Source organism: Reichenbachiella carrageenanivorans, from assembly GCF_025639805.1.
Lineage (GTDB): Bacteria > Bacteroidota > Bacteroidia > Cytophagales > Cyclobacteriaceae > Reichenbachiella > Reichenbachiella carrageenanivorans.
Genome location: NZ_CP106735.1, coordinates 2,960,676 through 2,975,380 on the forward strand (window position 1 = coordinate 2,960,676; position 14,705 = coordinate 2,975,380).

The window sequence follows — 14,705 nt, forward strand, 5'->3', positions numbered from 1 at the left end:
AGTGAGATTAAAATTGGTGATTTTTAGGGGTTACGTAGGGTATTTTTCTCTTTTACCTTTGTAGGTATACATACACGGTCTGACCTAGATTGTTTTTTTATTTTCTACATCTTAAAATGTAATAATAATGACTCGTGATTTTTTGAACCTAAGAGATGATGAAATTGAATTGCTGTACGAAGCACCTGCTTTGGTTGCCTTGCTTATCGCAGGGGCAGATGGCAAAATAGATAGCAAAGAACTCAAAGCGGCTACAAAGTTTGTAACTGAACCTCGAGATTTTTGGGTTTCATATTTTTTAGAAGTAGGCGAAAGAATGCCAGTGATATTAAATCGCTGGACAGCTGCGGCTTCGAATGAAATGGATATGACCATGGCTAGAATTACTGTAGCCTTGAGACAGTTGAATGGCGTATTGTCCAAATTAGATGTAAAAGACTCAGTGAGATACTATGACTTTTTGCTTCAATTGTCGGAGAAGGTGGCAAGCGCATCTGGTGGAGTTTTTGGGTTTAATAAAATCAGCAAAGAGGAAGCAGCCTTATTGAATCTTCCGATGCTAGATAATCCTGTTCGCTATCAATTTTCCTAAGCAGACATATACGTGTTAAATTTCTATTTAAGAATATTTTTATTTCGGAATTAATAAAATGGCAGGCTCATTCTGCTATTTTTTTAAAATGCGTTTAACTTTGTTGACACTGAGTTAATGGGAGCATCAAGGGAATATGAATACATCAATAGAAATACCGAAAGATTCGAAGGTTTATTTGAATAAACCATATGTGCAGGTTTTTTGGAATCCCTTGAATAAGATCCTAACTAGCAGATGGACAGGATTTTGTACTTATGATGAGATCAAAGCCGTAGCTCAGCGCATTATTGATGCTGTCTTGTTTGAGGGAGCACGTAAAGTACTCTACGATGCTAGAGAAATCGAAGTGCTAGACGAAAATTCACAAAAGTATATAGCGGGCAATTTCACCAAAGAAATGATCAAAGTGGGAATTGAATACTCTGCTACAGTATTGCCAGTAGATATTTTTGCTAAATTTTCCGTCGACGATATTCAAAGTTCTATCAAAATCCCTGAAGCTTCACACAATAGGTTTTTTCAAAATATTGATGACGCTTCCGAATGGCTTAAAAGCAAATCTGCTTAACAATCATTAACGCCTCTTTTTTTAACTTCTCCTTTATTCCTTCGTAATTTCACATACGAAAAAATAAACGCGTACCTATGTCAAAGTATATCAAAACAGGGCTCGTCGCCTTTTTATCTGCAGGAATGGGAGTTTGGGTTTCTTTAGAATACATCAAATTCGAAGAGCTAAAGCAAGGTCATGAAGAACAAAACGTAGCAGCCCACCATCCATCAAACCATGCTAATTTCGTGAATGATCAAGCAGGATATGCCAATGTGCTGCCTGTGGAGGACTTTGTAGATGCCTCTGCACATTCTACCAATAGCGTGGTGTTTATCAAAAATCAAAGCGTAATCAATTACCGCACGGGACATTGGATGGATTGGTTCTTTGAGCCACGTTCTTCGCAGCGTGTCAGTACAGGGTCTGGTGTGATTCTGTCTGATGATGGCTACATTATTACCAACAACCACGTGATAGAGGGAGCTGATGAGATCGAAGTGGTGCACAAAAAGAGAAGCTACAAAGGGCATCTGGTGGGGGCAGACCCATCTACGGACTTGGCCGTGATCAAAGTGGACGTAGAAAATCTCCCTGCCATATCTATGGGGAGTTCAGCGGATCTCAATGTAGGAGAATGGGTACTTGCAGTGGGCAATCCTTTCAATTTAACCTCTACAGTCACCGCAGGAATTGTATCTGCCAAAGGTAGAAATATCCATATTCTTAAAGATAAATTTCCTATAGAGTCTTTTATACAGACAGATGCTGCGATTAATCCTGGTAATAGTGGCGGCGCACTAGTGAACCGTAATGGAGAACTTATTGGTATCAATACGGCCATATTATCTATGACAGGGTCATACGCAGGATATGGATTTGCTGTGCCGGTAGATATTGTAAAAAAGGTGTTTAATGATATCGTGCAATATGGAGAAGTACAAAAAGCATTCTTCGGTGCAGAGTTTGCCGATATAGACAATGAGGTGGCAAAGGAGCTAAATATCAATAGTCTCAATGGTGTGATTATCACTCATGTGCAAAAAGGCTGGGCGGCAGACAAGGCTGATTTAGAAAAAGGCGATATCATCACTGAGGTAAACGGCGAACCACTGTACGACAAAGTTCAGCTAGAAGAAATGATTGGCTACAAATATCCAGGGGATTTGATTCAGCTTTCTCTGAAACGTGGGAATAAGCAGGTGATCAAAACACTAGAGTTTACCAATAGAGAAGGAACCAAGGAGATACTGAAGCGATCGATATATGAGTCGCAATCTTTGCAAGCATCTTTCGAAGCGATTTCAAAAGCGGAGCGCGACCTGATGGGTATTGAGTCTGGTATCAGAGTGATCGAAGTGGGTAATGGTTTTTTTAGGAAATTGGACATTCCTGAAGGTTTTGTTATTACAGATATCAATCACAGCAAAATAACTACTCCTTCGGAGCTAGAAGATATCCTTGAAAAGATACGAGGCAAAGTAATTATTTCTGGAATTACTACGGGAGGACGTAAGATTTATTACCCTTTCCTATTCTAAGGGAGGGAGCGTAAAAAAAAATGAAAGCCTATATGGCTTTCATTTTAAATTTCTTTTTCAACTCTGAGAAGGAGGACCTAAATCGAGCGTCGGTATCAAGCATATCGTTGACCGACTGTAGGGCATGAATGACAGTGCTGTGATCTCTGCCTCCAAAATGGCTGCCGATGCTTTTGAGTGAGTGATTGGTGTAGTCTTTAGAAAAGTACATGGCCAGCTGTCTGGCGATCACAATCTCTTTCTTACGTGTCTTCGCTTTCAAATCGTCAGATGACACATTGAAATATTCAGAAACAGTTTTTTGGATGTAATCTATACCTACTTCTGATTCGATATTTTTCACGATCGATTTCAAAGTTTGCTTAGCCAACTCCAAATCAATATCTGTCTTATTAAGCGACGAGTGTGCGACCAAAGAGATCAGTACGCCTTCGAGTTCTCTGATGTTGGTGTCTACACTATACGCTAAGTATTCCAATACTTTGTCGTCAATGATCAAACCATCATCTTGCAGTTTTTTCTGAATGATAGCCAATCTGGTTTCAAAGTCAGGGTTTTGCAAGTCCGCAGTCAATCCCCACTTGAACCTGGAAACCAATCTTTCTTGAAGTCCTTGCAATTCGGTAGGAGGTCTGTCACTTGACATCACGATCTGCTTGCCGTTTTGGTGCAGGTGATTGAAGATGTGAAAGAAAATCTCTTGAGTTTTTACTTTATCCTTAAAGAATTGTACGTCGTCTATAATCAGTGTATCTACATTGAGATAGTAATTCGTAAAATCTTGAAGGTTGTTATTTTTGAGTGCTTCTATGAATTGGTTAGCAAATTTTTCAGAGGCTACATAGAGAACAAAATTGTCTGGGGTTTCCTCTTTTATTTTGTTTCCAATGGCTTGTACCAAGTGTGTTTTACCAAGTCCCACTCCTCCATATATCATGAGAGGGTTGAATGAAGTTACACCTGGTTTGGTCGCTACAGCATACCCAGCTGATCTGGCCAGTCTGTTGCAGTCGCCTTCTATATAGGTGTCAAAGGTGTTTTCTGGATTTAGGTTGGATTTCTGGTAGCACCCATCAATGGCCTGTAGAGCAAAAGGGCTTGCAAAACGTTGATTTTGATCCCCCTTGATTTGTCCAAATTTAGAAACACCATTTTTTTGAGCCAAATTAACGGTATATGGCTGATTAGACGAATTCCCTTTGTCTACGATCACGGAGTACTCTAATTTGCCTTCAGGGCCAATTTCGGATTGAATAGCTGCTTTAAGTACTTGAACGTAATTGTCTTCTAACCACTCGTAAAAGAATTGCGAAGGAACCTGTATCGTAAGTACCGGATGTGCGAACTTTATAGGAATAATCGGCTCAAACCACGTTTTGAAGCTCTGCTCGGGTAGTTTTGACCCGATGTATTCTAAGCACTTATCCCATATTCTTACATGCATTCGTTTAAATTCGTTGGTGGTTAAAAACTGATTTTTTTAACGTTTCTCTCTATAGCGGACATCAAATTTGAGAAAAAAATAGTTAACAAAAAAATCGAATGTATATTGACTTTTTGGAATGTCGGTCTATTTAATAGAGTAGCTAGTTTTTTTTTAATATTCTTTAAAAAATGCAATTTGTTGCAAGTTGTGAATAATTGCTTGTACGCTCTGGAATCAACGATTTATAAGAATTAATTCTCATTTTTTTCTTCTTCGTTTCGAACCGCTTAAATTGCTAATACAACCCCAAAATTATGATAAAGCAATACCGTTTTGACGAGTTTGACAAAGCGTCTAAATCCCAATGGACAGACAAACTCAATCAAGATCTTGGTGCTGATTTGGCACGGCGTATTTCTAGCTGGACTAGTGAGCGCAATCTAACACTTTCCGCCTATTATGATCAAGAAGATGTAGGGAAGGATATAAACGTCCCAGTAAGGCCTGTTGAGGGATGGAAATACATTGAGCCATTACATCCAGAACGTACCAATGCACAAGTTTTGGATGCGCTGATGAGCGGGGCAGATGGTTTGATGTTGACGGATAGCCATGTGAGACGGCTGAATAAAGTATTGGGCCAAGTAGCCCCTGAATACTGTACGTTAGCACTGAAGGCATCAGGTTTTCCTATTTATCATCAATTTGTGGAGTGGTGGATAGACCGACATCCCGAAAATGGGCAAGGAGAGGTATTGTTGTTTGGAGACAAGCAAAGAGCGGAGCAGTTCAGTATTATCTCAAAAGCATTTGATATAGGACATGCGCTTGGACATCGAACAATTCATATAGATGGTGCTTGGGTACAGACTCAGGGAGGCTCTAGTCATTTGGAACTCGGCTATATACTTTCGCAAAGTGTATATTATATCAATAGCCTTTTGGATTTGGGTTATGATATTCAGGTTATTGCTCGTGGTATGTTTGTGGCTACTAGCATGGGCTCAAGCTATTTTTTAGCATTGACCAAACTCAGAAGTATACGCTTATTGATAAGTCAATTGTTTAAGTTGTACGGCTTGTCAGAGGTATATACGCCTATTCATGCATCTACTTCTCTTTTTACAAAGTCGGCCTTGGATTCAAATACTAATTTTCTGAGATGCACATCAGAAGCGATGTCGGCGGTGCTGGGCGGAGCTGATTATATAAGTATCACTCCCGCACACGAATTGAAATCAGCCGATCGTATTGCAAGAAATATTTCCAATTTGATGAAAGAAGAATCATTGTTGGACAAGGTAACCGACCCGGCAGCGGGCTCATACTATTTAGATTATTTGACTGATTTGTTGAGCCAGCAAGCTTGGAATACTTTTCAACAAGTGGAAAAACGAGGAGGTTATGAAGTGGCCACTAAGGAGAAGTACTTTGAAAAAGAAATACAAAAGGATCTGGAATTTCAGCAAAGTAGATTAGCCTCAGGGCGGAGAAAAATGGTAGGAGTAAATGATTTTGGCAATCAGAGTGAAAAGGTTTCTTTAGCTACTTTGGACAATGACCGTACGACTATTTCTAAGAATTTTGAAGAAGTGAGAAAGCAGGTCGAAGCCTCTGTGGAAGGTCAAGGCGAAGCGTATAGGCCGGTAGTCTATCTACTGCCTGTAGGTACCAATGCTAAAATGATCACGGCTAGACACACTTTTGTATCTAATTTTTTCAATTGGGCTGGTTTTATAGTAAAACCTTATCAAGATGAGATATCTACTCCAATGATGGGGGTGGTTGCCTGTTGTGGTGCCGACGAAGATTATACAAAAGAGCAAATCGATAGCGCATTGAATGGAATAGATACAGCTTGTATCCTTATTGCAGCAGGCAACATCACCGAGGGATCGTCTTCAAAAATATCGACTTGGATTCACGCGAAAACCGATCGTTTGGAGGGGGTAATCAATATTTTGAACCAAATGGGTATCACATCAAATAGTTTACAGTCATGATCAAGCCAGATTTTTCAAAAATAGACTTCGATCAATTGGATTGGGGTAAAGCAGGACAGCAAGTATCGCCTGAAAGTTTTATGTCAGGAGAAGGACTTCCCATTCAGTCACGATATACTGCCGAAGATATTAAAGGAGCTCAGCACATAGGTTTTAGCGCTGGTTTGCCGCCTTTTTTGCGTGGGCCATATGCTGCTATGTATGCCTCTAGACCATGGACAATCAGGCAGTATGCAGGTTTTTCTACTGCAGAGGAGTCAAATGCGTTTTATAGGAGAAACTTAGCCTCTGGGCAAAAGGGGCTTTCGATTGCTTTTGACTTGGCTACTCACCGTGGCTATGACTCAGATCATGAACGAGTTACTGGGGATGTGGGCAAAGCTGGCGTGGCTGTAGATTCTATTTTGGACATGGAGATTTTGTTTGATCAGATCCCATTGGATCAGATGTCTGTGTCTATGACTATGAATGGTGCAGTGTTGCCCATTATGGCCTTTTATATTGTAGCGGCTGAAGAGCAAGGTGTTGAGCGTTCACAGCTTAGTGGTACTATTCAAAATGACATTTTAAAGGAGTTTATGGTGCGAAATACTTTTGTATATCCTCCAAAACCTTCTATGAGAATTATCTCAGATATATTCAAGTACACTTCTGAGCATATGCCCAAATTCAATTCGATTAGTATTAGCGGTTATCATATGCAAGAGGCTGGGGCAACGGCTGATTTGGAATTGGCTTTTACGTTGGCTGATGGGTTGGAATATCTCAGGACAGGAGTAAACGCTGGCATAGATGTAGACGTGCTCGCTCCACGATTATCTTTCTTTTGGGCCATTGGCATGAATCATTTTATGGAAATAGCCAAAATGAGAGCTGCTCGAGTTTTATGGGCCAAAATAGTGAAGACCTTTAATCCCAAAAACCCAAAATCGATGGCTTTGCGTACGCATAGCCAAACCTCAGGGTGGAGCCTCACAGCTCAAGATCCGTATAACAACGTTGCAAGGACGTGCATCGAAGCTATGGCCGCAGCGTTTGGTCATACCCAGTCCTTACATACCAATGCATTAGATGAGGCGATTGCGTTGCCTACTGATTTTTCAGCTCGGATTGCACGCAATACTCAAATCTACCTGCAAGAAGAAACGGACATTACTAAAGTCGTAGACCCTTGGGCGGGCTCGTATTATGTAGAGTCACTTACTGATCAATTGGCTCGTAAGGCATGGGATATCATCAATGAGATAGAAGAAATGGGCGGCATGGCTAAAGCCATAGAAACGGGTATGCCTAAGCTCAAAATAGAAGAGGCGGCTGCCAGAAAACAAGCCAGAATAGACACAAATAAAGAAGTAATTGTTGGGGTAAATAAATATATTACTAAGGAAGAGACGGATATTGAGTTGCTAGAAGTGGACAATGATGCCGTGCGTAAGTCACAGATTGAAAGACTTCACAAGTTAAGAGCTAATCGTAATCAAGCCGCTGTAAATCATGCACTTGAGCAACTTACTCATTGTGCTCGCACGGGGGAAGGCAACTTACTCGACTTATCGGTGAAAGCAGCAAGGGTAAGGGCTTCGTTGGGAGAAATATCTTCGGCAATGGAGGCTGCTTTCGGCAGGCATGTGCCTAAAACCTCAGCTGTATCTGGTGTATTTGCTAAAGAAGTGAAAGACGACAAAGACATATTAAAAGTAAAAGACCTAGTGGAGAAGTTTGAATCCTTAGATGGACGAAGACCGCGTATCATAGTCGCTAAAATGGGGCAAGATGGTCACGACCGTGGGGCTAAGGTAATTGCCACTAGTTTTGCTGATTTAGGCTTTGATGTGGATATTGGTCCATTGTTTCAAACGCCAGAAGAAGTGGCTAAACAAGCTGCTGAAAATGATGTGCACGTGATTGGAGCGTCAAGTTTGGCAGCTGGTCATAAGACGCTAGTACCTTCTTTGATAGCTGCACTCAAGAAATTGGGTAGGGAAGATATTATGGTAATCGCGGGAGGCGTAATACCTCCCAAAGATTACCAATTTTTATTTGATGCTGGGGTGTCTGGGGTTTTTGGGCCGGGCACTAAAATAGCCAATGCCGCTACAGACATCTTGCAAAAGTTGATTGATGACGTACAGCAATAATTATCGCTGTACGTACATGATTTCTTTTACAGCTTTTACCGTTCTTGCTACATTTGGAAGGATCTCTTCGATTAACGTAGGGGCGTAAGGTAGCGGCACATCTTTGTTAGTTATTCTGTGAATAGGAGCATCTAAGTAATCAAATGCTTTTCTCTGTACATAGTGACTGATCTCAGAAGAGATAGAGGCCAATGGCCAAGCTTCTTCTACGATAACCAGTCTGTTAGTTTTCTTTACTGATTCGATGATTGTTTGATAATCAATCGGTCTCACGGTTTTCAAATCAATTACTTCTGCATTGATGCCTTCTTTGGCTAATGCATCAGCAGATTCGTTGGCTACTTTCATGAATTTACCGAAAGAAACGATTGTTACATCACTACCTTGTTTTACTACTTCAGCTACACCGATTGGAGTCAAGTATTCTCCTTCTGGTACAAGTCCCTTGTCTCCATACATCAATTCTGACTCCATAAAGATGACAGGATCATTGTCTCTGATCGAAGCTTTCAACAAGCCTTTAGCATCTGCTGGGTTAGAAGGAACGACCACTTTAAGGCCAGGGCAGTTTGCATACCAATTTTCAAAGTTTTGAGAATGTTGAGAGCTCAACATTCCAGCGTTTCCTGTAGGGCCTCTGAATACGATAGGTACATTGATCTGACCACCTGACATCGACATCATCTTAGCTGCACCGTTGATCACCTGATCGATAGCAACTAGAGAGAAGTTGAAAGTCATGAATTCAATGATCGGGCGTAGGCCGTTCATTGCTGACCCTACACCAATACCAGCAAAACCAAGCTCAGCAATAGGAGTGTCAATTACTCGTTTCGCGCCGAATTCGTCTAACATGCCTTGGCTCACCTTATATGCACCATTATACTCGGCTACTTCTTCTCCCATGAGATATACGGATTCATCTCTTCGCATTTCTTCACTCATGGCCTCCCTTAGGGCTTCTCTGAATTGTAATTCTTTCATCGGAATTTATTTAACGTTTATAGCTTGGGTGCGTCGTTTGGTATTTTTCGCAATTCACCCCTAGTGAATTTTAAGATCGCTAAATTATGACAATGGGCTCAATATCGCAATCAAACAGAGATAAATAGGCGAGGGGATTAATAAAAAAAAGTCTCACTTCAATTAAGAAGTGAGACTTTTCATTCAAATGATTTGAAATCTTAGTTCAATGCTTCAGCAACTTGAGTTGCATAGTTAGCAAATTCTAGGTCGTTCAATGCTTTTTCCTTTAATTCAGGATCTATTTCGATAGCTGATTTTAAGCTAGCTAGCATGTCAGCATCGTTTCGTAGTCTTGCAGAAGCGATTGCAGAAGCATAGTATGCTTTTGCGAATTCAGCATCTTGCTCAGTTGCATTACCAAATCCAGTAACAGCATTCTCATAATCTTTGTTGAGCAATAAAGCCAATCCTCTGTTGAAAGCTACGCTTGTAGATTCGTTAGCAGTTTTCAAAGTTTCGAAAGCCTCATCGTACTCTCCTCTCTTGATTTCCAAAGAACCTTTTACTGCATTCATACCAGCAGCATGATCTGCAGATGGGCTTTTAGCTAGTCCGGCTACGATAGCATCGTAAGCCTGAGCTTTGTCACCTTGTAGTGTGTAAGCAGTTGCCATGTTGGCTTGTACTTCTGCAGCATCTTTCTTGTTGGCAGCAATTTCCAACTGAGTGATAGCCATTTCGATTTTAGAAGTTTTTTCATCACCTTCAGCAGCAATAGCCATTTCTAGATATAGTGCGCCTAAGTTGTTGTGTGCTTGCCAGCTACCGTCTTTTTTAGTTACTGCCAAGAAGATCGCTTCTCTTTCAGTCAAAGAAGGAGTTTGCATAGCTGCAAACATCAACTCTGGAGTAGATAATGTGTCAGCGCTAGCAGTACCTTCAGCTACTTGCTTTGCCAAGATGGCGATTTCAGCGTTTGACTTTTTCACTTTTACTGTCAAGACTTCAGTTTTAGCAGCTCTCAAGCCTGGGTAGATGTCTTTGAAGATTGCTTTATAAGAATCTAAGTTTTGCAAAGCTTTTTCTTTGTCGGCAAATACACCTGTTCCATTTACTACTTTCAAGATTTCTGATTTCTGTGTGTCAGATACGCCTTCGTATGCGCTCAAAGCGTCTTTGAAAGCGGTCCAGTCTTCAACTACAGGCTTCAAAATGAAGTTGATAGAATCAGCCAAGTCTTTGTAGTCATATCTTCTCATTTGGCTTCTGTAGTACTTTTCGATAGACTTAGCTCTATCTTCAGATAGATCAGAGTTTACTGTTTCAGTACCTTCAGGAGAGTGAGTACCTGTAATAGTTACTGTTCTAGTCACGTTTTTGTCAGCGATAAATGCTGCAAAGTCTTTTCCTTTTTGACTTCTAGTCTCAGAGCTTTTCAATAGAGAGCTGCCTTGATCGAAGAAGAAATCAACGTTAGTTGGTTCTAGTTCTTCTTTGTCGTTGTAACCGTGAAAAGCATAAGCAGGATATAATTCGTCTTCTACCAAAGTAGAAGTTGTGATGATTCCTTTGGCAACCTCAGCTCTTGGAGCTTCTTTGGTTTTGCCTTTTTGATCTACAGCTACACCTTGTACTTCCAACACACCTTGACTAGTTGCTGGATCGTATAGAAAGCTGTAAGAATCGCTTTTTCTTGAAGTGGTGGTTTTGCTGTCTGGAAAATCAGCAGCATCAAAAGTCATTTTACCTACTTCAACGTCGCTTTCGCCAGACTTGTAGTAAGTGGTTAGATTATATACGTATTTCTGTGGGAGCATTTTCGCAGGTAGTACTACAGACATGTCAACTTTAACAGAGTCGCCATGCAGTTCAAGTGGATTAGGTACTACGTCGACCTGCTGGGTCTCAGCAAGCTTTACCATGTTGTTCAGGGAACTACATCCTGATAACATTGTTAAGCCAACACATAAGGCTATTACAATATTCGATTTTCTCATTTGAATAATTGGTTTATTAAAATTGATATAACTTTTTGTACTTATTTTCGGAATAATTGCAATAATAGGGAAAAAATAAATATATCCTAAACTTATAGAAGACAAATAAATTGAGCGTTTTACCTTAATTTTGCAGCATTATGAAAGGAATACAGGATTTTTTTGAGAAATATGCTTTCGGGGTTTGTGCCAAGCTGGGGGAGAAGTTAAGGATTCCTACATCTAGCATTCGGCTATTCTTTATTTATGCGTCATTTTTGACTTTTGGATCCCCTTTGATTGTTTATTTGATGTTGGCTTTTGTGATGAATTTCAGAAAGCATTTGAGACGTAGACATTCACTTTGGTACTATTAATCGTAGACATTACTCTATGCCTTTGTATTTCTGTTGAGATAAACTGATTCTGGCAGACCTTCAATTAGGAATTTATTTTTAGGTTTGCACCTCAAATTTCACCATTACTCTATGCTATTAGAATTTGAAAAGCCTATCGCAGAGCTTGAAGAAAAATTGGCTGATATGAAAATGCTTGCTTCCAACACAGATGTGGATGTAGCAGAAGCCGTCAAGTCATTGGAAAATAAAATAAAAAAACTAAAAAAGGAAACGTTCGAGAACCTCACCCGCTGGCAGCGCGTGCAGTTGTCTCGTCACCCTGATAGACCATATACACTTGATTACATTTATGAAATCACAGATGAGTTTATTGAAATCCATGGTGATCGTACTGTAAAAGATGACAAGGCCATGGTTGGTGGGTTTGCCTCTATGGATGGTCAAACAGTGATGATCATTGGACAACAAAAGGGTAGAAATACGAAACAACGCCAGATGCGTAATTTTGGTATGGCAAACCCAGAGGGCTACAGAAAAGCCCTTCGACTGATGAAAATGGCTGAGAAATTTAATAAGCCTATCGTGTGTTTGATTGACACTCCAGGTGCTTTTCCAGGGTTAGAAGCTGAAGAAAGAGGGCAGGGAGAAGCGATCGCTCGTAATCTCAAAGAAATGTTTATGCTGAAAGTGCCTGTGATCTGTGTGATTATAGGTGAAGGTGCTTCTGGTGGTGCATTGGGTATCGGTATTGGAGATCGCGTGTTGATGATGGAAAATTCTTGGTATTCTGTGATTTCTCCTGAAAATTGCTCTACCATTCTATGGAGAAGCTGGGACTATAAAGAGCAAGCTGCGGAAGCTTTGAAGCCTACTGCCAAAGATATGATGGCTAATGGTATGGTGGATGGCGTGATTAAAGAACCTATAGGTGGTGCGCATGTGGATACTACAGCAGCAGCTAAAGAACTCAAGAAGGAGCTGCTATCAAGCCTGAAAGTGCTTGACAAACTGTCGCCAGAAGAACGCATCAGTCAACGTATTGATAAATTCAGTAAAATGGGTGTAGTAGCCTAATCCACTGAAACGATGATCAGATTTCTCGCTAAATTTATTTTCATTACTCTTCTAGGATGGAAGATCAAAGGGAGCATCTCTGATAAAACCAAAAAATGTGTAATCGCAATAGCTCCTCATACGAGCTATTGGGATTTTTTTATTGGTATAGTCGTTCGGCCAATCAATAACCTCCGTTCTTCTTTTTTGGTGAAAAAAGAAGTTTTCAAATTTGCCCCTATGGGCTGGGTAGTGAAACGCATGGGAGGTATTGCTGTTGATAGGGGTAAAAACAACAGTAGTTTGATTGATCAAGTTATTAGAATATTCAAAGAAAGAGAGGTGATGCGTTTGGCGATCACGCCTGAAGGTACTCGGTCTAAGGTAACGGAATGGAAAACGGGTTTTTACCGCATTGCAGTAGCCGCTAATGTGCCTATTATCTTGGTTAGTTTCGATTTCGCTAAGAAAGAAGTTGAATTCAAGGAAGAATTCCATCCGACAGGCGATATGACTGCCGATATTGATTATATCAAAAGCCAGTTTGTGGGGGTACAAGGCAAACATCCCGAACTCGGATAGACAGACTTCGATAACAGTACCAAACCCCAAATGGTATGACATTAATTATTTTTTTCCTTGCTGGTGCAGTATTACTACAAATAGGCATTCTGGTTTATTCGAGAAAGCTAAAAAAGAGTTGGAATAAAGAGGATGTACTCCATAAATATAATATCAAATCCAGAAGCGAACTTTTTGCTGCGTTAAATCGTCAGGACATATCAAAAGAAGATTTAATTAAGCTCAACGATATTTACATCAGGCAGAGCCACCAGCATGAAAGATTTTATTAAAAAAATTTTCTTGATCCCGATATGGATATATCAGTATAGTATATCTCCATTGTTACCATCAGCGTGTCGATTTTCTCCCACGTGCTCACAGTACACTAAGGAAGCTATCGAAAAACATGGGGTTTGGAAAGGCTTTAAACTAGGAGTAGCAAGAATAGCTAAATGCCATCCATGGGGCGGAAGTGGCTATGACCCTGTACCCTGATTTTTATCATGGAATATAATTAGCCAATACTTTTCAAAAGTAAAAACAACCTTATCTTTGTGATTCAAAAAATACCAAAGCACATTGGAAAAGAAGAACGGGTTTTATTGGTCGGATGAAAGAGAGCCGCATTTCAAGAGACGAAAAGAAATCATCGCTAAGCATCCAGAGGTAAAAGAACTGTATGGTATAGATAAGGGGCTCAAGTACAAAACACTTGGTTTAGTTATCTTCCAGTTGGCTACTGCACCATTTATTGCAGAACTGGCTTGGTACTGGTACCTTCCCCTAGCCTATATTTTTGGCGCTTCGGTGAGTCATACTATTTTCTTGGCTATACACGAGTTGAGTCATGACTTAGCTTTTAAGAAGAAGGTTTACAATCAATGGCTAGCCTTGGTGGCTAATATTCCAATTGTCGTGCCTTATGCCATGTCTTTTAAAACATATCATCTCAAGCATCATTGGGAGCAAGGAGATGAAAACAACGATACGGATTTGCCAACAACGGGCGAAGCCAATGTGTTTAAAGGATTTGTGGGTAAAATACTGTGGGCAACTAATCAGATTTTGTTCTATGCCTTTAGACCTATGTTTGTGCATCCAATCAAAATGGAAAAATGGCACATTTATAATATCATCTTCCAACTAGCTGCCATTAGTGTGTATTGGTATTTTGTAGGTACAGGAGCTATCCTTTACTTGTTGCTATCTATATTTCTTGCGGGGAGTTTACATCCTTTAGCTGCTCATTTTATTGCAGAGCATTATGTGTTTAAAGAAGGACAGGAGACGTATAGTTATTATGGTTTTCTTAATAAGCTGGCCTTGAATGTGGGGTATCACAATGAGCATCACGACTTTCCTAATATTCCAGGTACTCGATTGCCCAAACTCAAGGAAATGGCACCTAGTTTTTACGATAATCTATTTGTGCATAAATCTTGGATAAATGTGATTGTACAATTCATCGCTAACCCTAAGATCAGCCTAAATAGTCGAATCAAGCGAAACAATAGCATCTAGTAGGTTAAGATTA

Annotated in this window: 14 protein-coding genes; 11 read left to right on the top strand and 3 right to left on the bottom strand. The window is 40.2% G+C overall.

Going from position 1 to position 14,705, the window contains the following annotated elements:
- Positions 1-127: 127 nt before the first annotated feature.
- The 3 genes from N7E81_RS11780 (at position 128) to N7E81_RS11790 (ending at position 2,686) form a co-directional block, all read left to right on the top strand.
- On the top strand, positions 128-592 hold the full coding sequence (locus N7E81_RS11780) for a hypothetical protein (RefSeq protein WP_263049784.1): 465 nt from the start codon (positions 128-130) through the stop codon (positions 590-592).
- 136 nt (positions 593-728) lie between these two features.
- Positions 729-1,163 (top strand): hypothetical protein, encoded by a 435-nt coding sequence (locus N7E81_RS11785; protein WP_263049785.1) that lies wholly within the window; start codon positions 729-731, stop codon positions 1,161-1,163.
- A 77-nt stretch (positions 1,164-1,240) separates the two neighbouring features.
- The gene (locus N7E81_RS11790) at positions 1,241-2,686 is read left to right on the top strand and encodes a S1C family serine protease (protein ID WP_263049786.1); all 1,446 of its coding nucleotides are present in this window, start codon (positions 1,241-1,243) and stop codon (positions 2,684-2,686) included.
- 28 nt (positions 2,687-2,714) lie between these two features.
- On the opposite strand, the gene dnaA is transcribed toward N7E81_RS11790, so the two are convergent.
- Positions 2,715-4,130 (bottom strand): chromosomal replication initiator protein DnaA, encoded by a 1,416-nt coding sequence (gene dnaA / locus N7E81_RS11795; RefSeq protein ID WP_263049787.1) that lies wholly within the window; start codon positions 4,128-4,130, stop codon positions 2,715-2,717.
- A 296-nt stretch (positions 4,131-4,426) separates the two neighbouring features.
- On the opposite strand from dnaA, the gene N7E81_RS11800 reads away from it, so the two are divergent.
- Positions 4,427-6,115, top strand: coding sequence for a methylmalonyl-CoA mutase family protein (locus N7E81_RS11800; protein ID WP_263049788.1), 1,689 nt, complete (start codon positions 4,427-4,429; stop codon positions 6,113-6,115).
- On the top strand, positions 6,112-8,253 hold the full coding sequence (scpA, locus tag N7E81_RS11805; protein WP_263049789.1) for a methylmalonyl-CoA mutase: 2,142 nt from the start codon (positions 6,112-6,114) through the stop codon (positions 8,251-8,253). Before N7E81_RS11800 ends, scpA begins: the two co-directional genes overlap by 4 nt.
- Here the strand turns inward: scpA and N7E81_RS11810 are convergent, their stop codons facing one another.
- On the bottom strand, positions 8,254-9,237 hold the full coding sequence (locus tag N7E81_RS11810; RefSeq protein ID WP_263049790.1) for a pyruvate dehydrogenase complex E1 component subunit beta: 984 nt from the start codon (positions 9,235-9,237) through the stop codon (positions 8,254-8,256).
- A 200-nt stretch (positions 9,238-9,437) separates the two neighbouring features.
- Positions 9,438-11,141, bottom strand: a complete 1,704-nt coding sequence (locus tag N7E81_RS11815; protein ID WP_263049791.1) for an OmpA family protein — start codon at positions 11,139-11,141, stop codon at positions 9,438-9,440.
- A gap of 215 nt (positions 11,142-11,356) precedes the next feature.
- Here N7E81_RS11815 and N7E81_RS19410 point away from each other — a divergent pair, with 215 nt between their 5' ends.
- The 6 genes from N7E81_RS19410 to N7E81_RS11845 all read left to right on the top strand — a co-directional run bounded on the left by N7E81_RS19410 (position 11,357) and on the right by N7E81_RS11845 (position 14,692).
- Positions 11,357-11,572, top strand: a complete 216-nt coding sequence (locus N7E81_RS19410) for a PspC domain-containing protein (protein ID WP_263049792.1) — start codon at positions 11,357-11,359, stop codon at positions 11,570-11,572.
- Between the two features lie 111 nt (positions 11,573-11,683).
- A complete protein-coding gene (locus N7E81_RS11825) occupies positions 11,684-12,628 on the top strand; it encodes an acetyl-CoA carboxylase carboxyltransferase subunit alpha (protein ID WP_263049793.1) in 945 nt (314 codons plus the stop codon).
- A gap of 12 nt (positions 12,629-12,640) precedes the next feature.
- Positions 12,641-13,189, top strand: coding sequence for a 1-acyl-sn-glycerol-3-phosphate acyltransferase (locus N7E81_RS11830; protein WP_263049794.1), 549 nt, complete (start codon positions 12,641-12,643; stop codon positions 13,187-13,189).
- A 35-nt stretch (positions 13,190-13,224) separates the two neighbouring features.
- Positions 13,225-13,461 carry a hypothetical protein gene (locus N7E81_RS11835; protein WP_263053118.1) on the top strand — a complete coding sequence of 79 codons (237 nt, stop codon included), beginning with the start codon at positions 13,225-13,227 and terminating at the stop codon, positions 13,459-13,461.
- Positions 13,445-13,666 (top strand): membrane protein insertion efficiency factor YidD, encoded by a 222-nt coding sequence (yidD, locus tag N7E81_RS19415; protein WP_263049795.1) that lies wholly within the window; start codon positions 13,445-13,447, stop codon positions 13,664-13,666. The genes N7E81_RS11835 and yidD overlap by 17 nt, the downstream gene beginning before the upstream one ends.
- An 84-nt stretch (positions 13,667-13,750) precedes the next feature.
- Positions 13,751-14,692, top strand: coding sequence for a fatty acid desaturase (locus tag N7E81_RS11845; protein ID WP_263049796.1), 942 nt, complete (start codon positions 13,751-13,753; stop codon positions 14,690-14,692).
- Positions 14,693-14,705: the final 13 nt, after the last annotated feature.

Coding starts and splice junctions, on each gene's coding strand:
- N7E81_RS11835 (WP_263053118.1), top strand. CDS start 13,225: ATGACATTAATTATTTTTTTCCTTGCTGGTGCAGTATTACTACAAATA.
- yidD (WP_263049795.1), top strand. CDS start 13,445: ATGAAAGATTTTATTAAAAAAATTTTCTTGATCCCGATATGGATATAT.
- N7E81_RS11830 (WP_263049794.1), top strand. CDS start 12,641: ATGATCAGATTTCTCGCTAAATTTATTTTCATTACTCTTCTAGGATGG.
- N7E81_RS11780 (WP_263049784.1), top strand. CDS start 128: ATGACTCGTGATTTTTTGAACCTAAGAGATGATGAAATTGAATTGCTG.
- N7E81_RS11815 (WP_263049791.1), bottom strand. CDS start 11,141: ATGGTAAAGCTTGCTGAGACCCAGCAGGTCGACGTAGTACCTAATCCA.
- N7E81_RS19410 (WP_263049792.1), top strand. CDS start 11,357: ATGAAAGGAATACAGGATTTTTTTGAGAAATATGCTTTCGGGGTTTGT.
- N7E81_RS11785 (WP_263049785.1), top strand. CDS start 729: ATGAATACATCAATAGAAATACCGAAAGATTCGAAGGTTTATTTGAAT.
- N7E81_RS11790 (WP_263049786.1), top strand. CDS start 1,241: ATGTCAAAGTATATCAAAACAGGGCTCGTCGCCTTTTTATCTGCAGGA.
- N7E81_RS11825 (WP_263049793.1), top strand. CDS start 11,684: ATGCTATTAGAATTTGAAAAGCCTATCGCAGAGCTTGAAGAAAAATTG.
- scpA (WP_263049789.1), top strand. CDS start 6,112: ATGATCAAGCCAGATTTTTCAAAAATAGACTTCGATCAATTGGATTGG.
- N7E81_RS11800 (WP_263049788.1), top strand. CDS start 4,427: ATGATAAAGCAATACCGTTTTGACGAGTTTGACAAAGCGTCTAAATCC.
- N7E81_RS11810 (WP_263049790.1), bottom strand. CDS start 9,237: ATGAAAGAATTACAATTCAGAGAAGCCCTAAGGGAGGCCATGAGTGAA.
- dnaA (WP_263049787.1), bottom strand. CDS start 4,130: ATGCATGTAAGAATATGGGATAAGTGCTTAGAATACATCGGGTCAAAA.